The organism is Massilia varians, from assembly GCF_027923905.1.
Lineage (GTDB): Bacteria > Pseudomonadota > Gammaproteobacteria > Burkholderiales > Burkholderiaceae_D > Telluria > Telluria varians_B.
Map to the genome: position 1 here is coordinate 1,140,701 of NZ_AP026966.1, position 22,665 is coordinate 1,163,365.

Below are 22,665 nucleotides of genomic sequence, written 5' to 3' on the forward strand. Positions count from 1 at the left end.
CTGTCTCACTCGCTGAGCCGCAGCGACACGTCGCCTGCCAGCACGCTGGTGCGTCCCTGGGCGGTGTCCAGCAGCAGGCGGCCGGCATCGTCGACGCCGGCTGCCAGGCCTTCTTGCAGCACCTTGCCGTTGTCGAGGATGACGACGGGGCGGCCCTGCCAGGCATGGCGCAGGTTCCAGCGCGCGCTGAAGGCGGCGAAGCCCCGGCTGGCGAACAGGCGCAGCGCCTCGGCCAGCGCGTCGAGCAGGGCGGCCATCAAGACGTCGCGGTCCATGCGCGCCAGCCAGGGCGCTCCGGCGGCGCTGCGGCCGAGCAGGGCTTCGACTTCGTCGGGCATGACGAGGTTCAGGCCGATGCCGATCACCGCCCAGGTGCCGCCGCCGCTGTCACGTGACGCCGACTGGGTCTCGATCAGGATGCCGGCCAGCTTGTCGCCGTCCTTGAGCACGTCGTTCGGCCACTTGAGCTGGATCTGCACGCCGAGCCGGCCCAGCGCGTCGCCCAGCGCCACCCCGACCGCCAGCGGCAGGCCGGAGAGCGTCTGCAGGCCGCCCTCGAACTTCCAGGCCAGCGAAAAGGTCAGCGAATTCTCGCTTGACGAGAGCCAGCTGCGGCCGGCGCGTCCGCGGCCGGCGCTCTGGTGCTCGGCGACCAGCAGCATCGGCTCGGTGAGCCGGGCGGCGCGCGCCAGCAGGTCGGCGTTGGTCGAGCCGGTCTCCGGCACGACTTCCACTGCGACGCCGGCGCGGGACAAGGCGAAGATGTTGGCGGCGTTCATGCTTCCCCCCGCTGTCCATCGATCCTCTGTTTGGTCGGGGCGCGCGAGAACGCAAGATCGAACAGGGCATTCGGCAGCAGGCGCAGCAGCTTGGCCGCGAGGCCCATCTGCCAGGGCAGCACGCGGTAGCTGGAGCCGCGTGCGATGACGTCGGCTGCCTGGGCGGCGAAGCGTTCGGCGGGCATCAGGAAAGGCATGGGAAATCGGTTGTTGCGGGTCATGGGTGTATCGATATATCCGGGGGCGATGGTCACCACCTTGATGCGGGTTGCGCGCAGTTCCAGGCGCAGCGATTCGCAGTAGCTGTGCACCGCCGCCTTGGAGGCGCAGTAGGCGCCGGCGCCGCGCATGCCGCGGATGCCCGCCACGCTGCCGATCCCGACCAGCCGGCATGGCCCGGGCTGGGTCTTCATGGGGGAGATGAAGGGCGCGAAGGTGGCGACGGTGGCGTTCACGTTGGTCGCAAACACGGCGTCGAACACCGCCAGGTCGGCCGGGCGCTCGGTCAGCGTGCCGTGCGAGATGCCGGCGCTGGCGATCACGATGTCGGCGCCGCCCATGGCGGCGATGAAGTCGGCGGCGGCGGCGGCCAGCGCGGCGCGGTCGGTGACGTCGGCCGCGTAGATGCGGTGGCGTTCGGGATGGGGAAGGCTGGCGGCGAGTTCTTCCAGCAGCGGGCGGCGCCGCGCCAGCAGGCCGAGGGAAGCGCCGCGCGCCGCGTATTCACGCGCCAGCGCCGCGCCGATGCCGCTCGAGGCGCCGGTGATGAACACCCGGCCCGGCGGCAGGCTCATTTCTTGTCCGCTCGGGCGCGCGCGACCAGCGTGTCCATCACCTGCAGGGTGCCCTGCAGCGCGTCGTTGCCGCCGAGGCTGGCGGATTCGCCGACCATGCCGGGCGAGGTCAGGAAGCGTCCGTCGACCGCGATCATCGGCCAGTGGGTGATCCGGTAGGCTTCCATCATCGCCTGCGCGCGGCGCAGCTTGGCCTGCACGCCGAAGGAGCGGTAGGTATCGATGAACTTGGCGCGGTCGATGCCGGCGCGGCTGGCCCAGTCGAACACCTGCTCGTCCTGGGTGAAGCCGACGCGCTCGACGTGGTAGGCGTTGAAGACCTTGCCGTGGAACTGCTCGAGCAGGCCGAGCGATTCGAGCGTGAAGAACAGGCGCTGCTGCGCCGCCACCTGCGCGCCGCGCGGCACGTGCACGCGCCGGAACACGATGTTGTCGCCCTGCTTCTTGACCCAGTCGGCCAGGTAGGGCTCGAACGCGTAGCAGTGCGGGCAGTAATAGGCGAAGAACTCGATCACCTCGATCCTGCGCCCGCTGTCGGTCGGCTGGGCTTCCGGCAGGAGCTGGTACTCGGCGCCTTCCTTCGGCGATGCAGCGGAGGCGGCGGCAAAGCCGGGAGCGGCGAGCAGGGCGGCACAGCAGATCAGGCGGCGAAGCGGATTCATGCGGTTCCTTCGGTAAGTGCGGACGGGTTAGCGCTGGTTGCGGACGATGGCGACGTCGATGCCGCTGTCGAGCAGCTTGGCGCGCGCCTTGTTCGCGGCTTCCTGGCCGGCATAAGGGCCGACGCGCACGCGGTGCAGCACGCCGCTGTCGGTGCTGCGGTCGGTGATCGCGGCTTCGAAGCCGAGCAGCGCCAGCTTGGCGCGGGTGTTCTCGGCATCGGACATGTCGCGGAAGGCGCCGGCCTGGAGGTAGTAGATGTAGCCGTCGCCGCCTGCGGCGGGCGCCGCCGCGGCTGCCGGGGCCGGGGCGGCCGGGGCGGCGGCAGGCGCGGCCGGCGCCGCGCCGCCCTGCATGCCGGCGATGGCCTGGCCCAGCGGGTCGGCGTCGGCCGCGGCCGGTGCCGGCGCAGGTGCGGGCGCCGGCGCAGGTTCCGGACGGTTGGCGCGTTCGGCGATCTGGCGGTTGGCTTCACGCGCGGCGTCGCGGTTGCCGTACAGCGGCTTGTTCGGATCGCTCGCCTGGCTCGGTTCGAGGTCGGCCGGGCGGCCCATCTTGTTGGAGCGGTCGGTGAAGGGCGACTGGCCCTTGGTGATCACGAGCGCGACCGCCACCGCGATCCCCAGGCCGACGATCAGGCCGATGATGATGCCGGTCAGGGTGCTGCCGCGCTGGCGCAGCGGGGAGAAGGGTCGGATGGCGGTCATGTTGCGATTACTCTTGTGGTTCGGTAGGGGCGCGTTCCATCTTCGTCGGCGCGGACACGCCGATCAGGGCCAGGCCGTTGCGCAGCACCTGGCGGGTGGCCAGGGCCAGGGCCAGGCGCGCCAGCTTCAGGGGCTCGTTGTCTTCTAACAGCCACTTGTGGGCGAAGTAATAGCTGTGCAGCTCGCCGGCCAGTTCGCGCAGGTAGAAGGCGACGTGGTGCGGGCTCAGCTCGAGTTTCGCGCGCTCCAGCATTTCCGGGTAGGCCGACAGCTTGGCCAGCAGGCTGGCTTCGTGCGGCTCGGTCAGCAGCGACAGGTCGGCACTTGCCAGCTGCGACTCAATACCGCCCCAGTTGGCGAGCGCCGAGCAGATGCGGGCGTGGGCGTACTGCACGTAGTACACCGGGTTCTCATCCGAGGTCTTGAGCGCGACGTCGACGTCGAACACGAATTCGGTGTCGGCCTTGCGCGAGATGAGGAAGAAGCGCACCGCGTCGCGCCCGCGCGTCACGTCGCCGTTGCCCGACCATTCGATCAGGTCGCGCACCGTGACGTAGGAGCCGGCGCGCTTGGAGATCTTGACCTCTTCGCCGTTCTTCATGACGGTGACCATCTTGTGCAGCACGTAGTCGGGATAGCCCTGCGGGATGCCGATGTTCACCGCCTGCAGGCCCGCGCGCACGCGCGCGATGGTGCCGTGGTGGTCGCTGCCCTGGACGTTGATGGCCTGGTCGAAGCCGCGGCGGAATTTCTGGATGTGGTAGGCCACGTCCGGCACGAAGTAGGTATAGGTGCCGTCGGACTTGCGCATCACGCGGTCCTTGTCGTCGCCGTAGTCGGTGGTCTTGAGCCACAGCGCGCCTTCCTGTTCGTAGGTCTTGCCGGCGTCGACCAGGGCCTGCACGGCCGCTTCCACCTTGCCGTCCGCGTACAGCGAGGATTCGAGGTAGTAGTTGTCGAACTTGACGCCGAAGGCCTGCAGGTCCTGGTCCTGCTCGTTGCGCAGGTAGGTCACGGCGAAGCGGCGGATCGACTCGATGTCGTTCACGTCACCCGAGGCGGTGGCCGGTTCGCCGTCGCTGGCCGAGACGGTCTTCTTGGCCAGGAAGTCGCTGGCGATGTCGGCGATGTAGTCGCCGTTGTAGGCCGACTCCGGCCACTCGGCGTCGCCCGGCTTGAAGCCGCGCGCGCGCGCCTGCACCGAGGTGGCCAGGGTGGCGATCTGCACGCCGGCGTCGTTGTAGTAGAACTCGCGGGTCACGTCATGGCCCTGCGCTTCGAACAGCGAGGACAGGGCGTCGCCCAGCGCGGCCTGGCGGCCATGGCCCACGTGCAGCGGGCCGGTCGGGTTGGCCGAGACGAATTCGATGATGGCGTGGTGGCCCTGGCCGGAGCTGCCGCGGCCGAAGGCCGCGCCCTGTTCGAGCACGGTGCGCACGACCGACTGCTTGGCGCCGGCGGCCACGCGCAGGTTGATGAAGCCGGGACCGGCCACCTCGGCCGATTCGACCAGGCCGGCGGCGGGTTCGGCGAGCAGGGCGGCAACCAGGCGGGTGGCCAGTTCACGCGGATTGGTCTTGAGCGGCTTGGCCAGCTGCATCGCGATGTTGCAGGCGATGTCGCCGTGGCTCGGATCGCGCGGACGCTCCAGGACGACGTTGGGGGTAAGGTCGGTGCCGGCGACGATCGGCGCGAGGGCGGCCTGGAACAGGGCAACGATCTGTTGTTTTTGTTGGGCGAGCATGGGATGTCGATCTGATAAAAATGGCGGGCCTGCGGACAGGCAAACAGCAATCATTATACTGGTTTGGCGCATCGCGCAATATGTTCACCGCGGCAAGTTGTCAGCGTCGTTGTCAGCTTTGTTAAGCGGCACCAAAGCCTAAGCCGTTACAATGAGGGCCATTTTTCACTGTACCGACCCCGCCATGACCGACAAGCGCCCGACGCTCACCCTGAAACCCACAGCCAAGCCGGCACGTTCCGCGTCGCCGCAGGGCAGGGAGCGGCCCCAGGGCGCCGGCCAGGCGGCCGCCAAGCCGTCCTACCGTCCATCGGCCGAGCGTGAAGCCATGCGCGAACCGGCGCGCGCGCCGCTGCGCGAGCAGGCGCACAAGCCGGCGGCAGCGCAGCCGCGCCTGCGCCAGAGCCATGAGGTGAAGGTGGCGCCGCAGCGCGACTACCGTCCCGACCTGAAGGCCGATTCGCTGGCCCTGGCCCTGCTGGGCGCGGCCAATGCGATCGCCCGCGTGCGCGGCGGGGCCGCGCTGCCGCAGGCGCTTGCCGGCGTGTTTACGGCCTACGAGGTGACGCCGCAGGCACGCGGGGCGATCCAGGACATCGCCTACCGCAGCATGCGCCAGCTGGGCCGCAGCGAGACCCTGCTGGGCCTGATGACCACCAAGGCGCCCGAGCCGCCGATGCTGGGCGGCCTGCTATCGGCCGCGCTGGCCCTGCTCGACCCGCCGCCGGGAACCCCGGCGCCCTACGAAGCCTTCACGGTGGTGGACCAGGCCGTGGGCGCCGCCGCCAGCCACCCCGATTTCGCCCATGCCAAGGCCATGGTCAACGCCGTGCTGCGCCGCTTCCTGCGCGAGCGCGAGGCCCTGCTGGCGCAAGCCCTGAAGCATCCGCTGGCGCGCTGGAACTACCCGCAATGGTGGATCGACAGCACCCGCGCCGCCTACCCGTCCGAGTGGGAAAGCATCCTCGCCGCCGGCAACGCGCACCCGCCGCTGACCCTGCGCGTGAACCGCCGCCGCACGGGTGTCGAGGCTTACCTGGAGACGCTGGCGCAGGCCGGCTTCGCGGCCGAGCAGGTGGGGCCCACGGCCGTGCGCCTGGCGCAGGCCGTCAACGTCAGCCAGATTCCCGGCTTCCACGACGGCGTGGTGTCGGTCCAGGACGCCGGCGCCCAGCTGGCCGCGCCGCTGCTCGACCTGCGGGACGGCATGCGCGTGCTGGATGCCTGCGCGGCGCCGGGCGGCAAGAGCGGCCATATCCTCGAGACCGCCGACGTCGAGCTGACCTCGGTCGACGCCGATCCGCAGCGCCTGGCGCGCGTGGGCGACAACCTGGGCCGCCTGGGCCTCACCGCCCAGCTGGTCGCGGCCGAAGCCCAGGACACTGGCTGGTGGGACGGCCGCCAGTTCGACCGCATCCTGGCCGACGTGCCCTGCACGGCGTCCGGCATCGTGCGCCGTCACCCGGACATCCGCTGGCTGCGCCGCAAGTCCGACACGCTCCAACTTGCAACACTTTCCACCAAAATACTCGACAATCTTTGGCAGATGCTCCTGCCCAATGGTAAATTGTTGTTTGTGACATGTTCGCTCTGGCCCCAGGAATCGGAGGCGCAGGCTGCCGCGTTCGCGGCCCGCCACGGCGCCATCCGCCTCGACGCGCCGGGCCAGCTGCTGCCAGCCAGCGGTGCCGGGCAGGATCATGACGGCTTGTTCTATGCGCTATTCCAGAAGAAATAACGGCGCGATGGGCACTTCGACAACCTACTGCGCGTTGCACTGGCGGTCTGCGATGCTCGCTGTACTCCTCGTACAGCTGCGCTTCTCTACCACCATTGCTGCCGCTCGCGACGGTTGTCGAGCGCCCATGATGATCCATTAGACAACCTCGGCTTTCAATTTTTTTGGCTCCGGCGCACCTGTGACCTTACGTTTTCTTTGCCTCCTCGCTTGCCAGCTGCTGCTGGTCTTCGCGTGTTCGCAGGCACGGGCGGCCGAGGTCATCGACATCACCAAGGTCGAAATCCAGGCCAGCGAGGACGGCTACCGCCTCAACACCGCGTTTGCCTTCGACCTGAACCACGAGCTGCAGGACGCGGTCCAGCACGGCATCAAGCTGCACTTCACCACCGAGATCGAGATGACGCGCCCGCGCTGGTGGTGGCGCGACGAGAAGGCGGTGTTCTCCAAGCGCACCATCGGCATCTCCTACGACATGCTGACGCGCCAGTACATCGTCACCACCGGCGGCAGCGTGCCGCAGCCCTTCAACACCCTCGACGACGCCCTGTCGCTGATCCGGCGCCCGGCGCGCTGGCTGATCGCACCGAAAGACGCCCTCAAGAAGGGCGAGGTCTACAACGTCTCGGTGCGCATGTTCATGGACCGCGACTTCCTGTCCAAGCCGCTGCAGGTCAATGCCATCAATGATTCGAGCTGGCGCCTGAGCAGCAACAAGAAGACCTTCACCTACCGTGCCGAATGATTCCAATACGCGGTAAATCGTTCAACCGGGCGCTGCGCTACGCGCTGGTGGTGGGCGGCGCCATCGCGTCGATCCTGTTGTTCATGCTGGCCTCGGCCTCCGAGAATTCCGGCTTCTTCGACCAGTATTACGTCTGGCTGCTGGGCGTGAACGCCGGCATGGCCGGGCTGCTCCTGATCCTCGTGATCGTCGCGCTGGCGCGCCTGTATTCGCGCTACAAGGCCGGCAAGTTCGGCTCGCGCCTGGTGGCCAGGCTGGTGCTGCTGTTCGCCGGCATCGGCATCCTGCCGGGGCTGGTGATCTTCATGGTGTCGGTACAGTTCGTCTCGCATTCGATCGACAGCTGGTTCGACGTCAAGATCGAGGCCGCGATCGAGTCCGGCCTGAACCTCGGGCGCGCCGCCCTCGATGAAGCCGTGGCCGAACTGGGCGCCACCGGCCAGACCGCGGCCGCCACCCTGGCGGGCCAGGACGCGGTGATGGTGCAGGGCGTCCTGTCCGGCCTGGTGAACGATATCAGCGGGATGCAGAGCGCCATGCTGCTCACCGCCGACGGCACCGTGCTGGCATCGAGCGCGCAGGACCGCAACCTGAATCTCGAGCTGGACCGCCCGACGCCCGACATGCTCAAGTCGGCCGCGCTGCCCGGCGGCTATGCGCGCCCGGAAGGCACGATCGACCGCGAAACGCCGGAGCAGGCGGGCGGCGCGGACGCCAGCGAAAACGGGCTGGACGCGGCCACCGGCCTGCGCCTGCGCGTGGTGCTGGCGGTGCCCGAGGCGACCGGCATGGAGCCGCGCTACCTGCAGCTGCTGCAGTCGGTGCCGGTCAACCTGGCGTCCAACGCGGTGGTGCTGCGCAGCGCTTCCGAGGAATACCGCTCGCGCGACCAGGCCCGGCGCGGCCTGCGCAAGATGTACATCGAGACCCTGACCTTGACCCTGCTGCTGGCGATCTTCGGGGCGATCGGCAGCGCCTTCCTGATCGCCGGCAACCTGGCGCAGCCGCTGCTGGTGCTGGCCGAAGGCACGCAGGCGGTGGCCGAGGGCGACCTGTCGCCGCGCCCGACCGTCGAGACCAACGACGAACTGGGCACCCTGACGCGCTCCTTCAACGCCATGACCGGGCAGCTGTTCGAGGCGCGCAGCGCGGTCGAGCGCAACCGCATGGCGCTGCAGAACGCCAAGGCCCACCTGGAATCGGTGCTGGCCAACATGTCGGCGGGCGTGATCGTGCTCGATGCCGAAGGGCGGGTGGTGAACTCGAACGACGCCGCCTACCGCATCCTGCAGGTCGAGCCGGGCGCGCTGAGCGGCCCGCTGGCCAGCATCCCGGGTCTGGAGACCTTCTACAACTGCATCACGCGCGCGATCTCGGCGCAGAGCGCGCAGAGCGCGGCCAGCACCGACCGGCGCCGGCGCGCCCACTGGCAGCAGCAGATCGAGATCCCGCGCCGCGGCAGCAGCGACGAGCAGGAGCACGACATCACGCTGCTGGCGCGCGGCTCGCGCCTGCCGGTGGGCACCGGCAGCGGCTTCATCGTGGTGTTCGATGATATCTCGGACGTGATCGCGGGCCAGCGCTCGGTGGCCTGGGGCGAGGTGGCGCGCCGCCTGGCGCACGAGATCAAGAACCCGCTCACCCCGATCCAGCTGTCGGCCGAGCGCCTGCAGATGAAGCTGGAATCGAGCCTGCCGCCGCACGAGGCCGAACTGCTCAAGAAGAGCACCAGCACCATCGTCAACCAGGTCGACGCCATGAAACGCATGGTCGACGACTTCCGCGACTACGCGCGCACGCCGCCGGCGGTGCTCGAGCCGCTCGACCTGAACGGCCTGATCGACGAGATCCTGCAGCTCTATCTGTCCGAGGACGGCTCCGACATCATCCACGCCGCGCTGGCGCCCGACCTGCCCAAGGTGATGGGCGACCCCACCCAGCTGCGCCAGGTGATCCACAACCTGGTGCAGAACGCCCAGGACGCGCTGGTCGACCGCGGGCCCGATGTCCCGGCGCCGCGCGTGGACGTCACCACCGAGGCCATCCACTACGAAGGCGCGGACGGCGCCGCCGGCACCGCGGTGCGCCTGGCGATCACGGACAACGGCCCCGGCTTCTCGCCGCGCATCCTGGCGCGCGCCTTCGAGCCTTACGTCACCTCGAAGGCACGCGGCACCGGACTGGGCCTGCCGATGGTCAAGAAGATCATCGACGAGCACGGCGGCAGGATCGATATCGGCAACCGTCCGGACGGATGTGGCGCATCGGTATTCATTTTGCTGTTAAAGTTAGCTCCCGAGGCGAACTTGGCCGAAATATAATAGAGGCATACAATCACGCTGCGTGAGGTAGCACCGACGGGTAAGAGATCAGGAAGGCATAACAGATGGCGAACATACTCGTAGTTGATGATGAAATGGGCATCCGAGAATTGCTCTCGGAAATCCTTGGCGACGAAGGCCACGCCATCACGCTGGCGGAGAATGCGCAGCAGGCCCGCGAGGCGCGCGCCGCCGGCGCCCCCGACCTGGTGCTGCTCGACATCTGGATGCCGGATACCGACGGCGTCACCCTGCTCAAGGAGTGGCAGCGCGACGGCCTGCTCACCATGCCGGTCATCATGATGTCCGGCCATGCCACCATCGACACCGCCGTCGAAGCGACCCGCATCGGCGCCCTGAATTTCCTCGAGAAGCCGATCGCCCTGCAGAAGCTGCTCAAGGCCGTGCAGCAGGGCCTGACCCGCGCCCAGGAAGTGGCGCGCGCGCCGATGGCGCCGCCGCGCCCGGCCGCAGCCGCCGCCGTTCCCGTGGCGGACAACGGCGTCGGCGCAGCCAGCGTCGCGTCCACCCCGATGTTCGCGCAGGCGGCGCCGCAGATGGCCAATGGCTCGCGCCTGGTCCATGCGATTTCGCAAGGCGAGGGCACCGGCTACACGCTTTCCTTTGACCTGCCGCTGCGCGAAGCCCGCGACGCTTTCGAGCGCATGTACTTCGAACACCACCTGGGCCGCGAAGGCGGCAGCATGACGCGCGTGGCCGAGAAGACCGGTCTGGAACGCACCCACCTGTACCGCAAGCTCAAGCAACTCGGCGTCGAGCCGGGCAAGCTCGCCAAGAAAGGCATCTGATTGGCCGGACCCGTTCCGGTCACCCTGGTCACCGGCCCCAGTGCCGGCGCACGCGAGGCAGCCATTGCCTCGCTGCTCGATGGCGCGGCCCCTTCCGGTGGTTTCAGCGCCGTCATCCTCGAGGGGCTTGCCACAGGCACCACCCCGATCCCCGATGGCGCCCCTGTCAGACTTGTCCGACTCGCACCCGGGTGCGTGTGCTGTACCGGCAACCTGGTTTTGCGTGTAACATTAAATCGACTGCTGCGCCAAGGCCCCGAACGCCTGTTCATCGGTGTGGCGAGCAGTGAGCACCTTGATCAGTTGCGATCGTGGCTGCAAGAAGCGCCATACGATCAGCTGTTGGCACTGAACCCGACCCTGTATGCGTAAGAGCCGAGCCTGACATCTTTGCTTACATTGCTCGACTTGAAATCGGTTCGGCAAGCCCCACCTCTTAACCGAAGTGATCAGCCAACTGCCTGCCGCCATGCGGTTGGTTCACTACCGGGTGGCCCGGATACCGGGCACCCTCACTCTGATCGAGAGAAGGAGTCATCATGAACATGATCTATAACAGCGAACAGTACAGCGTCGTCGAATTTGGCGTTGATCGCGACCTCGAAGCCCTGCGCTTCGGCGGATACGAGATCGTCGACAAGGCCGGCCGGCGCGAAGCGTTCATCGGCGGCAAACTGGCTCAATCTTTCCGCCGCGATGTGAACAACCTCATCGCCAGCGAGCCGACCATGGAAGAAATCGACGATTTCCTGGGTTCTTACGACACCCTGATGAGCCAGCCGGTCGTGCTGCACTGATCCATCAGCAAGGGCCCACTGCCGTTTCGAGGGGCAGTGGCGCTGCCCCCGGCACCTCTGGCGTGGTAAGCTGCGCGCATGTGCCAACTCCTCGGAATGAACTGCAACGTCCCTACGGACATCGTTTTCTCCTTCACCGGCTTCGCCCATCGCGGCGGACGCACCGATACCCACCATGACGGCTGGGGCATCGCTTTCTTCGAAGGCAAGGGCGTACGCCATTTCGTCGACCACCAGGCCGCCGTCGCCTCCCCGATCGCCGAACTGATCAAGCGCTACCCGATCAAGTCCACCAACGTCATCGCCCATATCCGCAAGGCCACCCAAGGGGAGGTCGCACTCGAGAACTGCCATCCTTTCGTGCGCGAGATGTGGGGACGCTACTGGGTGTTTGCCCACAACGGCGACCTCAAGGACTTCGCGCCGGTACTGAACGGACCGTTCCGCCCGGTCGGCAATACCGACAGCGAGCTGGCCTTCTGCTGGCTGATGCAAAGCCTGCGCGAGGAGTTCGGCGACGGCTCCTCGCGCAGCGCGCCCTCGCTGGCCGAACTGCGCGCCGCGCTCGACAGGCTGGTGCCGCACATCGCCGCCCACGGCACCTTCAACATGATGCTCTCGGACGGCACCGCGCTGTTCACCCACTGCTCGACCAAGCTGTGCTACATCGTGCGCAAGTATCCGTTCACCGCGGCCTGCCTGTCGGACGAAGACCTGTCGGTCGACTTCTCGCAGGTGACCACGCCGAACGACCGGGTCGCCATCATCGTGACCGAACCCCTGACCAACAACGAGACCTGGACCCACTTCGCGCCGGGCGAACTCAAGCTGTTCGTGGATGGGCTGCCACAGTAGTGGCAAAAAGCTATCATTCCGCTGATAAATTAATGCTATTAATCCACTAACAGGGGCCGATGCGGTAAAGTAGCCTTGTTCGCCAGCCCACCCAGACGACATGACCGATACCGCCAGCCATGACCAGCCGCTGAAACTGCGCAACTTCTACCTCGGGCGCCAGCCGGTGCTCGACCGTAACCAGGCGCTGTTCGGCTACGAGCTGCTGTTCCGCGGCAGCGCCCAGGGGCCGGCCCAGATCGATTCCGGCCTGTCCGCCAGCGCCGGCGTGATCCACCATGCCTCGCAACTGGGCCTGCCGCGCGCGATCGGCGACGCCACCGCCTTCCTCAACGTCGACGCCGAGGTGCTGCACAGCGATATGTTCGCCTTCCTGCCGCGCGAACGCACCGTGCTCGAGATCGTGCGCTCGGTGGAGCCGGACGACGCCGTTGTCCAGCGCATGACCGAACTGTCGCAGCACGGCTTTCGCTTCGCGGCGGAGGCCTCGGCCCATGGCGCCGCCTTGTCGCGCCTGCTGCCGGTGATCGACTACGTGAAGATGGACCTGCGCGAACTGCCGGTGGTGACCCTGCTGTCGCTGGCGCCGCGCCTGCGCGGCACCGGCAAGCGTCTGGTGGCCGAGAAGGTCGAGACCCACAACGAATACCGCACCTGCCTGGACATCGGTTTCGACTACTTCCAGGGCTACTATTTCGCCAAGCCGGCCGTGATCGCCGGCCGCAAGCTCTCGCCCTCGCAGGTGACGGTGCTGGACTTGCTGAACCTGGTGAGTTCGGAGGCCGACAATGCCGAGATCGAGCGCGCCGTGAAGAAGGACGTGACGCTCGGCCTGAATCTGCTGCGCCTGGTGAATACGCCGGCGGCCGGCGCGGGGCGCAAGATCGAGTCGATCAACCATGCCCTGATGCTGCTGGGACGCCGCCAGCTGCAGCGCTGGCTGCAGATCCTGCTGTATGCCGAGCCGGGCGTGCGCGGCCACAACCTCAGCCCGCTCCTGATGCTGGCCACCACCCGCGCGCGCCTGATGGAACTGCTGGCGCAGCGGCTGCGGCCGGCCCAGCGCAACGTGGCGGACATCGCCTTCACCGTGGGCATGATGTCGCTGATGGACACGCTGTTCTGTATCCCGATGCAGGACATCGTGGAACAGATACCGGTGATCGACGAGGTGCGCCATGCGCTCCTGGTGCGGCGCGGCTTCTTCGGCGAACTGCTGCGCTTGGCCGAGTCGATCGAGCGCATGGACGATGCCCAGGACGAGGTGGCGCCAGCGCTGCATGAATTGGCCATGGATGGGGACGACCTGGCCGAGCTCGAAATCTCGGCCTTCGAGTGGAGCGACAAGGTCGTTCGCTACGCGATGTAGGGTGGGCGGCTATGCCGCTCACGCGTTCAACACACCTTGAATAGAGGCGCGGTCGGCATTACCGTCATCTGAACGCGCGGTCGGCGAAGCGTGATCTGGTCCACTGGACCAGATCACCCCTACCAATGCGGCGAGATGACAGTGCCGCCAAACCAGAGAGCATCAGGACAGGTTCGGCGCCAAATAACGCTCGAGCTCACTCTTGTCCATGCCGCGGCGGCGCGCCATGTCCTCGAGCTGGTCTTCGCCGATCTTGCCGACCACGAAGTACTTCGAGTCCGGGTGGGCGAAATAAAAGCCCGACACCGCGGCGCCCGGATACATCGCGAAGGACTCGGTCAGCTCCATGCCAAACTCTTGCGCTTGCAGAGTGCGGAACAGCTCGGCCTTGACGGTGTGTTCCGGGCAGGCCGGATAGCCCGGCGCCGGACGGATGCCGCTGTAGGCTTCCTTGATCAGCGCTTCGTTCGACAGATCCTCGCCCGCCGCATAACCCCACAGGTCGGTACGCACGCGTTCGTGCAGGTACTCGGCGAAGGCTTCGGCCAGGCGGTCGGCCAGGGCCTTGAGCATGATCGAGGAGTAGTCGTCGAAGGCCGCTTCGAAGCGCTGCTCGTGCTTCTCTATCCCCAGGCCTGCCGTGACGGCGAACATGCCGATGTAGTCGGCGATGCCGGAATCCTTGGGTGCGACGAAGTCGGCCAGGCACTGGTTCGGGCGCTGCGCGCCGTCGACCACCGGCTTGACGCCCTGCTGGCGCAGGCCGTACCAGGTGAAGGCGACGTCCTTGCGCGATTCGTCGGTATAGATTTCGATGTCGTCGTCGTTCACCGCGTTCGCCGGCAGCAGCGCGATGGCGCCGTTGGCGGTCAGCCAGCGGCCTTCGATGATCTTCTTGAGCATCGCCTGGGCTTCCGCGAACACCTTGGTGGCCGCTTCGCCCACCACCTCGTCGGTGAGGATGGCAGGGTAGGGGCCGGCCAGGTCCCAGGTCTGGAAGAAGGGACCCCAGTCGATGTAGCGCGCCAGCTCGCCCAGATCGACGTTCTTGAAGACGCGGCGTCCGATGAACTTCGGCTTCACCGGCGCGTAGGCGAGCTTGGCCTTGTTGCCGCGCGCCTGTTCCAGGGTGAGCATCGGCAACGCCTTCTTGTTGGCGTGCTGCACGCGGATGCGCTCGTAGTCCTGGGCCAGCTCGATGATGTAGGCCTCGCGCACGTCGTCGGTCAGCAGCGACTGGCCCACCGACACCGAACGCGAGGCGTCCGGCACGTAGACCACCGGGCCTTCGTAGTGCGGCGCGATCTTGACGGCGGTGTGGGCGCGGCTGGTGGTGGCGCCGCCGATCAGGAGCGGGATCTTCTTCTCGCGGAAGTAGGGATCGCGCTGCATCTCGCGCGCCACGTGGGCCATCTCCTCGAGCGAAGGCGTGATCAGGCCCGACAGGCCGACCATGTCCGCGTTCTCTTCCTTGGCCTTGGCCAGGATGTCGGCGGCCGGCACCATCACGCCCATGTTGACGATCTCGAAGTTATTGCACTGCAGGACCACCGAGACGATGTTCTTGCCGATGTCGTGCACGTCGCCCTTGACGGTGGCGATGACCATCTTGCCCTTCGGTTTGGCGACGATGCCGGTGCGGCGTTCTTCTTCCGCCTTCTCTTCTTCGATGAAGGGCACCAGGTGGGCCACGGCCTGCTTCATCACGCGCGCCGACTTGACCACCTGGGGCAGGAACATCTTGCCCTGGCCGAACAGGTCGCCGACGATGTTCATGCCGTCCATCAGCGGGCCTTCGATCACGTGGATCGGACGCCCGCCGGCAGCCAGGACCTGCTGGCGCATCTCTTCGGTGTCCTCGACGATCCACTGGGTGATGCCGTGCACCAGCGCGTGCGCCAGGCGCTTTTCGACCTTCGCTTCGCGCCACTCGAGGTTCTGTTCCTGCTTGCCGGCGCCGGCCTTCAGGGTGCCGGCGAATTCGATCATGCGCTCGGTGGCGTCCTCGCGGCGGTTCAGCACCACGTCCTCGACCCGCTCGCGCAGTTCGGCGGGCAGGTCGTCGTAGACCCCGACCATGCCGGCGTTGACGATCCCCATGGTCATGCCGGCCTTGATCGCGTGGTACAGGAACACGGTGTGGATCGCCTCGCGCGCCGGGTCGTTGCCGCGGAAGCTGAACGAGACGTTCGACACGCCGCCCGAGACCTTCGCATGCGGCAGGTTCTTGCGGATCCAGGCGGTGGCTTCGATGAAGTCCACCGCATAGTTGTTGTGCTCCTCGATGCCGGTGGCGATCGCGAAGATGTTCGGGTCGAAGATGATGTCTTCCGGCGGGAAGCCGACTTTTTCAACGAGCACCTGGTAGGCGCGGGCGCAGATCTCGGTCTTGCGCGCGAAGGTGTCGGCCTGGCCCTGTTCGTCGAAGGCCATCACGATGACGGCGGCGCCGTAGCGGCGGCACAGGGTCGCCTGGCGGATGAATTCTTCCTCGCCTTCCTTCAGCGAGATCGAGTTGACGATGGCCTTGCCCTGCACGCACTTCAGGCCGGCCTCGATCACGCTCCACTTGGAGGAGTCGATCATGATCGGCACGCGCGAGATGTCCGGTTCGGAGGCGATCAGGTTCAGGAAGCGCGTCATCGCGGCCACGGAGTCGAGCATCGCCTCGTCCATGTTGATGTCGATGACCTGGGCGCCGTTCTCGACCTGCTGGCGCGCCACCGACAGTGCTTCGTCGAACTGTTCGTTCAGGATCATGCGGGCAAACGCCTTGGAACCGGTGACGTTGGTGCGCTCGCCGACGTTGACGAACAGCGAACTGTCGTCGATGGTGAAGGGCTCAAGGCCCGACAGGCGCATCGCGACCGGCACGTCCGGGACCTGGCGCGGCGGCGACGCTTCGAGAATCTTCGAAATGGCGGCGATGTGGTCCGGCGTAGTGCCGCAGCAGCCGCCGGCGATGTTGACGAAGCCGGCATCGGCGAATTCGCGCAGCAGGGCCGAGGTGTCGCTGGGGAGCTCGTCGAAGCCGGTGTCGCTCATCGGATTGGGCAGGCCGGCGTTCGGGTAGATGCAGACGAAGGTATCGGCGATCTGGGACAGCTCTTCGGCATAGGGGCGCATCAGCGCGGCGCCGAGCGCACAGTTCAGGCCGACGGTCAGCGGCTTGGCGTGCCGCACCGAGTTCCAGAAGGCGGCCACGGTCTGGCCCGACAGGATGCGGCCCGAGGCATCGGTGACGGTGCCGGAGATCATGAGCGGCAGGCGCGGGGTTTCCGGATGCTCCTCGAAATACAGGTCGATCGCGAACAGCGCGGCCTTGCAGTTCAGGGTGTCGAAGATGGTCTCGACCAGCAGCACGTCGGCACCGCCGACGACCAGGCCGCGTACCTGCTCGTGGTAGGAGGCGACCAGCTGGTCGAAGGTGATGTTGCGGAAGGCCGGGTCGGTCACGCTGGGCGAGATCGAGGCGGTCTTCGGGGTCGGGCCGAGGGCGCCGGCAACAAAACGCGGCTTGTCCGGCGTGGAGTATTTGTCGCAGGCGGCGCGCGCGAGCCTGGCGGCTTCCACGTTCATCTCGTAGGCGAGATGCGCCATGTGGTAGTCCTCCTGGGCCACGCCGGTGGCGCCGAAGGTATTCGTCTCGATCAGGTCGGCGCCGGCGGCCAGGTAGCGCTCGTGGATTTCCTGGATGATCTGCGGCTGGGTGAGGGTGAGCAGCTCGTTGTTCCCCTTGACGAAGAGCTCGCGCTGGCCCGCGCCTTCGGGCGCGCTGAAGTCCTTGAAGCGTTCGCCGCGGTAGGCGGCTTCATCGAGCTTGTACTGCTGGATGATGGTGCCCATCGCGCCATCCAGGATCATGATGCGGCGCTTCAGGATGTCGCGCAGCTGGGAATCGATCGGGGAGATGGAGCGGATTGGGGCGTTCATGATGTCGTCTTTCTACGGCTTGACAGGCCGTGTACTGTTGGGGCGGTCTACGATTATACGTCAGGACGCCGGCTTGCTCAGCGGAGGGCCGAAATGCAATCCGCGTATGTATCTTTATGTATTGATTTCGTCGACTGTTACATGGTGTTACAAAACCTAACACATCCGCAATCTTTACGTTACATACACGGACGACAATTCATCCCGTCGTCACAGGTTGGCGAAGCTTTTAACGGGATGATTGCATGAACAAAGAATATGAGCCGGATTGGGACCAGCCGGTGAACCGCATCGAAGAACCGGCTGTCGCCGTCAAGCCGCAAACGATCAACGGCGTCAAACAGATCGTTACGATCCGTTTGGACGTGGACATGCTCGATTGGTTCAAGTCGGCGGGTCCGGGTTACCAGACCCGTATCAACCAGGTACTGCGTGAGTACATGGACGCGCAGCGCGCAGCTGGGTCGCAAGAGAAGTGATGGTTCGGGGCGCATGCCCCGATTTTCTTTTGAGCTTGTGGTTTTACGTAGGGTGGACGGCTATGCCGTCCGCGCGTTCAAGCAGTGGATGAGTAGCCGCGCAGACAGCATTACCATGATTTGAACGCGCGGTCGGCGAAGCGTGATCTGGTCCACTGGACCAGATCACGCCTACAAACACCGATTCGGCCAGCCTTACGAGAAGACTTTCCCGTCCAGCGGGAAACTCTTGAGAAACTCCGATGCTGCCAGGCGCTTGCCACCCGGCTTTTGCAGTTCGGTCATGCGAAGCGCGCCGCTGTCGCATGCGACGACGATGCCCGCCGCATCCGCCGCCAGCACCTGGCCCGGCGTGCCGGCGCCGGGCGCCAGTTCCGCATTCCACACTTTGACCGTCACGCCGTCCACCAGCCCGTGCGCTCCCGGCAAGGGATTAAAGGCGCGCACCCGGCGCCACAGCACGTCGGCGGCCAGGGTGAAATCGAGCTTCGCTTCTTCCTTGCTGATCTTGGCGGCGTAGGTCACGCCGTCTTCCGGCTGCGGCACCGCCTCCAGCTGGCCGGCCTGCATCTTGCGCAGCGCCGCAACGATCATGCGTCCGCCCAGGGCGGCCAGCTTGTCGTGCAGGCTGCCGGTGGTGTCGCTGTCCGCGATGGCGACGCGTTCGATCAGCATCATCGGCCCGGTGTCGAGGCCTTCTTCCATGCCCATGATGGTCACGCCCGTGTCGGCGTCGCCGGCTTCGATCGCGCGGTGGATCGGCGCGGCGCCGCGCCAGCGCGGCAACAGGGAGCCATGAATATTGATGCAGGGCTTGATATCGAGCGTACTGCGCGGCAGGATCAGGCCATAGGCCGCCACCACCATCACGTCGTAATCGAGCGCCAGCAGGCGTTCATGGGCGGCGCGCGCTTCCTCGGCGCGCTGCGGGTCCTTGGCGTCCATGCGCAGCGACAGCGGCTGCGCGACGGGCATGCCGTGCGCCAGCGCATATTGTTTCACTGCCGAGGCCTGCAGCTGCATGCCGCGCCCGGCCGGGCGGTCGGGCTGGGTCAGGACCAGGGGAATCTCGAAGCCGGCCTCGTGCAGGGCACGCAGGGCGACAGCGGCGAACTCGGGCGTACCGGCGAAGACGACCTTCATCGAGCGGCCTGTCAGCGGCGCGCGGCGCGCAGGGCGGCGTCGCGTTCCATGCCGCGCTCTTCCTTCTGCAGCTTGGCCTTGATGCGGTTGCGCTTGAGCGGCGACAGGTACTCGACGAAGACCTTGCCCATCAGGTGGTCCATCTCGTGCTGGATGCACACGGCCAGCAGGCCGTCGGCGTCGAGCTCGAATTCCTTGCCTTCGACGTCATAGGCCTTGACCTTGACGCGCGCCGGGCGCTCGACGCCGTCATAGATGCCGGGCACCGACAGGCAGCCTTCGTCGTAGACCTGCTTCTCGTCGCTGGCCCAGGTGATTTCCGGGTTGACGAAGACCAGCAGCTGGTCGGTGGTTTCGCTGACGTCGATGACGACCACGCGCTCGTGCACGTCCACCTGGGTGGCGGCCAGGCCGACGCCCGGTGCGTCGTACATGGTCTCGGCCATGTCCTTGACCAGCTGGCGCAGGTGCTCGGTGCCGAATTCGGTGACCGGCTTGGCAATCTTGTGCAGGCGTGGATCAGGGTAGCGGAGGATCTTCAGTAAGGCCATGGTCGAAAAAGTAAGAGGAGATAGGTGTTCAATAAGATTGTTGCGCGCGTACAGAAATGCAACACATCCCCGATCCTGCAAGACGCGGTTTGTCTTGCTAGTTCAGGGATTTATGTGCAGAATTTGATTCAGTACGGCAACCTTTTGTCGATCAGAGCGGGTCATCGTGCTGTCTTTTTCCAGCAGACGATGCGCGCTGCCAGCCATTCGGTGTCAAAGCCGCAATCCATGTACGCCAAGCGGACGCCACGACGGACACAATGACGGAAATAAGCAATGAAAAATTTTAGCACAGTCGTGACCCGCGCCGCTGCCGCGGCCCTCGTTGCGTGTGCCGTGGCCGGTCCGGTCCAGGCCGCCCCCGCATCGTCCGCCCATTGCGCTTTCCGCCCCAACGCGCCCGACCAGCATGTCGTGGTCAAGGGCGATACCCTCTGGGATATTTCTGGCACCTTCTTGCAGAACCCCTGGTGCTGGCCGCAGGTGTGGGGCATGAACCGCGACGAGATCCGCAACCCGCACTGGATCTATCCCGGCCAGATCATTTATTTCGACCGCACGCGCGGGCGCCTGTCCCTGACCCGCCCGGGGAGCGGCGACGGCCGCCGTAGCGACGGACCGAGCGAGCCGCCCATCACCAAGCTGTCGCCGCAGCTGCGCAGCGAATCGCTCGAGCGCGATGCCGTGCAGTCGATCCCGGCCGGCATGATCGAGCCTTACCTGACCCAGCCGCTGGTGGTCGAAGCCGATGCCCTGGCCAGCGCCCCCCGCATCGTCGCCTCGCAGGAAGGCCGCGTCTACCTCGGCACGGGCGACCGCGTGTATGTCACAGGGAAGCTGGAGGGCGGCAGGACCTTCCAGGTGTTCCGTCCGAGCGGCCCGCTGCGCGATCCGCAGACGCGCAAGGTACTGGCGCACGAGGCCGCCTACCTGGGCACCGTCACGCTCGACCGCGAAGCGGCGCCGGGCGTGGATGCCCATACCTTCCGGGTTGCCGAGATGCGCCAGGAAATGGGCGTCGGCGACCTGCTGGTCCCGATGCCGCCGACGCCGGTGCGCAACTACATGCCGCACGCGCCGGCCCAGCCGGTCGATGCGCGCGTGATGTCGATCTATGCGGGCGTGAGCTACGCCGGCCAGAGCCAGGTGGTGACCGTCAATCGCGGGAGTGTTGACGGGCTCGATGTCGGTTCCGTGCTGCAGCTCTATCATCTCGGGAAGACGGTGCCGGACCCGGCCAGCAAAGGCGTGCTCGGCTTCGGCAAACGGACGATCAAGCTGCCCGACGAGCAATATGGCAGCCTGTTTATTTTCCGCGTGTTCAGCAATGTGTCGTACGGGCTGATCATGCAAGTGACGGCGCCGGTGGAAGTCGGCGACGTGGCGCGCTCACCGGAGTAAACCTACCGTGCAGGACACGGCTCCCCACACTGTCACCAGATCGCCGGACGCCCGCGCCATTGCCGACTGGATCCGGCTGGAAGGAACGGCAGGCGTGGGATGCCGCACCGGCAAATTGCTGCTGGACGTCTTCGGCTCGCCGGCGGCGATCTTCCGCGCCGGCCATGCGGCCCTGGCCGCCCACGTGCCGGCCGCCCAGGCCGCCGCGCTCTATGCGCCGCTCTCTCCCGAGCTGGCCCGGCGGACCGAGCTCACGCTGGCCTGGCTGTCCGGCGCCAATCGCCACCTGCTCACGCTGCACGACGCCGATTATCCGCACAGCCTGCGCCAGATTCCCGATCCGCCGCTTCTTCTTTATGTACATGGACAGCGAGCATTGTTGTCCGCGCCCATGATCGGCGTGGTCGGCAGCCGCAATGCGAGCACGCAGGGCAGGGCCAACGCCGAGGCTTTCTCCGAAGCCTTGTCGCGCGCGGGCTTGTGCGTGGTGTCGGGCATGGCGCTCGGCATCGATACCGCCGCACACGAAGGCGCCTTGCGCGGCCCGGGCTCGACGGTCGCGGTCATCGGCACCGGTCCCGACCGTGTCTACCCGGCGCGCAACCGCCCGCTCGCGCACCGCATCGCCGACCAGGGCTGCATCCTCAGCGAATATGCGCTCGGCACGCCGCCGGTCGCCGGCAACTTCCCGCGCCGCAATCGCATCATCAGTGGCATGGCGGCCGGGGTGCTGGTGGTCGAGGCGGCGGCGCAGTCGGGTTCCCTGATCACGGCCCAGATGGCGGCCGAGCAGGGGCGCGAAGTCTTCGCCTTGCCGGGATCGATCCACTCGGCGCTGGCCAAGGGTTGCCACCAATTGATCCGCGAAGGCGCGCAGCTGGTCGAGACCGTGGACGAGGTGCTGGCGGCGCTGCGGGTCTCGCCGCTCGTGCGGCCGGCCGCGCCCCCGCCCGCAGCGGCCGGCGCGTTGCTGGCCGCGCTGGGCGACGATCCGGTGGAGCCCGATGCGCTGCTGGCACGCCTGGGCCGTGACGCCGGCGCGCTGGCCGGCGAACTGCTGGCGCTCGAACTTGGCGGGCTGCTCGAACGCCTGCCCGATGGCCGTGTGCAGCGCGTGGTACGCGCCGCGTAAATCCCGGAAAGTATGGCCGTTCTCGTCTATGCGTGTCGCATGAGGCGGTGCGAAGAAAAGTATTCTTCGTGCGATATTTTTGTGAAATATCTGGCCTGATTTTTGTTAAAAATCGACAAAACTGATTGAACGGATAAGGCCGCTATACAACGTTTTTTACGCACAGGGCGCCGCGTGGCGTGCCAGGCTTGTGCCACGGCGAGCTTAGCTGCTACAGTAGCGTCACTATGTTCGACATCCTGGTCTACCTCTACGAGACGTACTATCGTCCTGACGCCTGCCCCGAGCCGGCGGCCCTGGCACGCAAGCTGTCCGCCGTCGGTTTCGATGACATCGAGATTTCCGAGGCGCTGGACTGGCTCTCCGGGCTGACCGAAGCGGCAGTTTCCGACGCCATCGATGCCTGCACCGGCATCCGCTACTACGTGGACGAGGAGTACATCGAACTGGGCAGCGCCGCGATCGGCTTCATCCAGTTCCTTGAAAGCGCCAAGGTGCTCAGCCCCGTGCAGCGCGAGATCGTCATCGAACGCGCGCTGGCCTGCGACGAGTCGCCGGTGGCGCTGGGCAAGCTCAAGATCATCGTGCTGATGGTCCTGTGGAGCCAGGGCAAGGAGCCCGATGCGCTCATGTTCGACGACCTGTTCGGCGGCGACGACGACCAGGAACCGCGATTGCTGCACTGAGCAATCCAGCACAAGACACGAC

At 66.5% G+C, this 22,665-nt stretch carries 20 protein-coding genes; 12 read left to right on the top strand and 8 right to left on the bottom strand.

Going from position 1 to position 22,665, the window contains the following annotated elements:
• Window positions 1-5 precede the first annotated feature (5 nt).
• The 5 genes from MasN3_RS05265 to argS are packed head-to-tail and all read right to left on the bottom strand — an operon-like array spanning window position 6 to window position 4,684.
• Window positions 6-779, bottom strand: coding sequence for a biotin--[acetyl-CoA-carboxylase] ligase (locus MasN3_RS05265; RefSeq protein ID WP_281912825.1), 774 nt, complete (start codon window positions 777-779; stop codon window positions 6-8).
• Window positions 776-1,573: an SDR family oxidoreductase gene (locus MasN3_RS05270; RefSeq protein WP_281912826.1), complete on the bottom strand. Its 798-nt coding sequence runs from the start codon at window positions 1,571-1,573 to the stop codon at window positions 776-778. The genes MasN3_RS05265 and MasN3_RS05270 overlap by 4 nt, the downstream gene beginning before the upstream one ends.
• Entirely contained in the window at window positions 1,570-2,235 is a 666-nt protein-coding gene (locus tag MasN3_RS05275) for a thiol:disulfide interchange protein DsbA/DsbL (RefSeq protein WP_281912827.1), read from the bottom strand. The genes MasN3_RS05270 and MasN3_RS05275 overlap by 4 nt, the downstream gene beginning before the upstream one ends.
• Window positions 2,236-2,262: 27 nt before the next feature.
• On the bottom strand, window positions 2,263-2,940 hold the full coding sequence (locus tag MasN3_RS05280; RefSeq protein WP_281912828.1) for an SPOR domain-containing protein: 678 nt from the start codon (window positions 2,938-2,940) through the stop codon (window positions 2,263-2,265).
• A 7-nt stretch (window positions 2,941-2,947) separates the two neighbouring features.
• Window positions 2,948-4,684: an arginine--tRNA ligase gene (gene argS, locus MasN3_RS05285; RefSeq protein ID WP_281912830.1), complete on the bottom strand. Its 1,737-nt coding sequence runs from the start codon at window positions 4,682-4,684 to the stop codon at window positions 2,948-2,950.
• 184 nt (window positions 4,685-4,868) lie between these two features.
• Between argS and rsmB the strand changes: the two genes are divergently transcribed.
• The 8 genes from rsmB to MasN3_RS05325 all read left to right on the top strand — a co-directional run bounded on the left by rsmB (window position 4,869) and on the right by MasN3_RS05325 (window position 13,318).
• Window positions 4,869-6,422 carry a 16S rRNA (cytosine(967)-C(5))-methyltransferase RsmB gene (gene rsmB / locus MasN3_RS05290; RefSeq protein WP_281912832.1) on the top strand — a complete coding sequence of 518 codons (1,554 nt, stop codon included), beginning with the start codon at window positions 4,869-4,871 and terminating at the stop codon, window positions 6,420-6,422.
• A gap of 181 nt (window positions 6,423-6,603) precedes the next feature.
• A complete protein-coding gene (locus tag MasN3_RS05295; protein ID WP_281912834.1) occupies window positions 6,604-7,167 on the top strand; it encodes a DUF4390 domain-containing protein in 564 nt (187 codons plus the stop codon).
• On the top strand, window positions 7,164-9,488 hold the full coding sequence (locus tag MasN3_RS05300) for a sensor histidine kinase (protein ID WP_281912835.1): 2,325 nt from the start codon (window positions 7,164-7,166) through the stop codon (window positions 9,486-9,488). Before MasN3_RS05295 ends, MasN3_RS05300 begins: the two co-directional genes overlap by 4 nt.
• A gap of 65 nt (window positions 9,489-9,553) precedes the next feature.
• The gene (locus MasN3_RS05305; RefSeq protein ID WP_281912836.1) at window positions 9,554-10,297 is read left to right on the top strand and encodes a response regulator; all 744 of its coding nucleotides are present in this window, start codon (window positions 9,554-9,556) and stop codon (window positions 10,295-10,297) included.
• Window positions 10,298-10,669 carry a GTPase gene (locus MasN3_RS05310; RefSeq protein WP_281912837.1) on the top strand — a complete coding sequence of 124 codons (372 nt, stop codon included), beginning with the start codon at window positions 10,298-10,300 and terminating at the stop codon, window positions 10,667-10,669.
• 167 nt (window positions 10,670-10,836) lie between these two features.
• The gene (locus tag MasN3_RS05315) at window positions 10,837-11,094 is read left to right on the top strand and encodes a BTH_I0359 family protein (protein WP_027865841.1); all 258 of its coding nucleotides are present in this window, start codon (window positions 10,837-10,839) and stop codon (window positions 11,092-11,094) included.
• Window positions 11,095-11,172: 78 nt separating this feature from the next.
• Window positions 11,173-11,949, top strand: a complete 777-nt coding sequence (locus MasN3_RS05320) for a class II glutamine amidotransferase (RefSeq protein ID WP_281912838.1) — start codon at window positions 11,173-11,175, stop codon at window positions 11,947-11,949.
• 100 nt (window positions 11,950-12,049) lie between these two features.
• The gene (locus MasN3_RS05325) at window positions 12,050-13,318 is read left to right on the top strand and encodes an EAL and HDOD domain-containing protein (protein WP_281912839.1); all 1,269 of its coding nucleotides are present in this window, start codon (window positions 12,050-12,052) and stop codon (window positions 13,316-13,318) included.
• Window positions 13,319-13,480: 162 nt separating this feature from the next.
• Here MasN3_RS05325 and metH read toward each other — a convergent pair whose 3' ends face one another.
• Window positions 13,481-17,251 carry a methionine synthase gene (metH, locus tag MasN3_RS05330; protein ID WP_281912840.1) on the bottom strand — a complete coding sequence of 1,257 codons (3,771 nt, stop codon included), beginning with the start codon at window positions 17,249-17,251 and terminating at the stop codon, window positions 13,481-13,483.
• 245 nt (window positions 17,252-17,496) lie between these two features.
• On the opposite strand from metH, the gene MasN3_RS05335 reads away from it, so the two are divergent.
• Window positions 17,497-17,730, top strand: a complete 234-nt coding sequence (locus MasN3_RS05335) for a BrnA antitoxin family protein (RefSeq protein WP_281912841.1) — start codon at window positions 17,497-17,499, stop codon at window positions 17,728-17,730.
• 195 nt (window positions 17,731-17,925) lie between these two features.
• Here the strand turns inward: MasN3_RS05335 and fmt are convergent, their stop codons facing one another.
• Both fmt and def read right to left on the bottom strand, forming a co-directional pair.
• On the bottom strand, window positions 17,926-18,873 hold the full coding sequence (gene fmt / locus MasN3_RS05340; RefSeq protein WP_281912842.1) for a methionyl-tRNA formyltransferase: 948 nt from the start codon (window positions 18,871-18,873) through the stop codon (window positions 17,926-17,928).
• An 11-nt stretch (window positions 18,874-18,884) separates the two neighbouring features.
• A complete protein-coding gene (gene def, locus MasN3_RS05345) occupies window positions 18,885-19,424 on the bottom strand; it encodes a peptide deformylase (RefSeq protein WP_281912843.1) in 540 nt (179 codons plus the stop codon).
• A gap of 276 nt (window positions 19,425-19,700) precedes the next feature.
• On the opposite strand from def, the gene MasN3_RS05350 reads away from it, so the two are divergent.
• The 3 genes from MasN3_RS05350 (at window position 19,701) to MasN3_RS05360 (ending at window position 22,643) form a co-directional block, all read left to right on the top strand.
• Entirely contained in the window at window positions 19,701-20,825 is a 1,125-nt protein-coding gene (locus MasN3_RS05350) for a LysM peptidoglycan-binding domain-containing protein (RefSeq protein ID WP_281912844.1), read from the top strand.
• Window positions 20,826-20,832: 7 nt separating this feature from the next.
• Window positions 20,833-21,957: a DNA-processing protein DprA gene (dprA, locus tag MasN3_RS05355; protein ID WP_281912845.1), complete on the top strand. Its 1,125-nt coding sequence runs from the start codon at window positions 20,833-20,835 to the stop codon at window positions 21,955-21,957.
• Window positions 21,958-22,184: 227 nt separating this feature from the next.
• Complete coding sequence (locus tag MasN3_RS05360) at window positions 22,185-22,643, top strand: DUF494 family protein (RefSeq protein ID WP_281912846.1); 459 nt, start codon at window positions 22,185-22,187, stop codon at window positions 22,641-22,643.
• The last annotated feature ends 22 nt before the right edge of the window (window positions 22,644-22,665 follow it).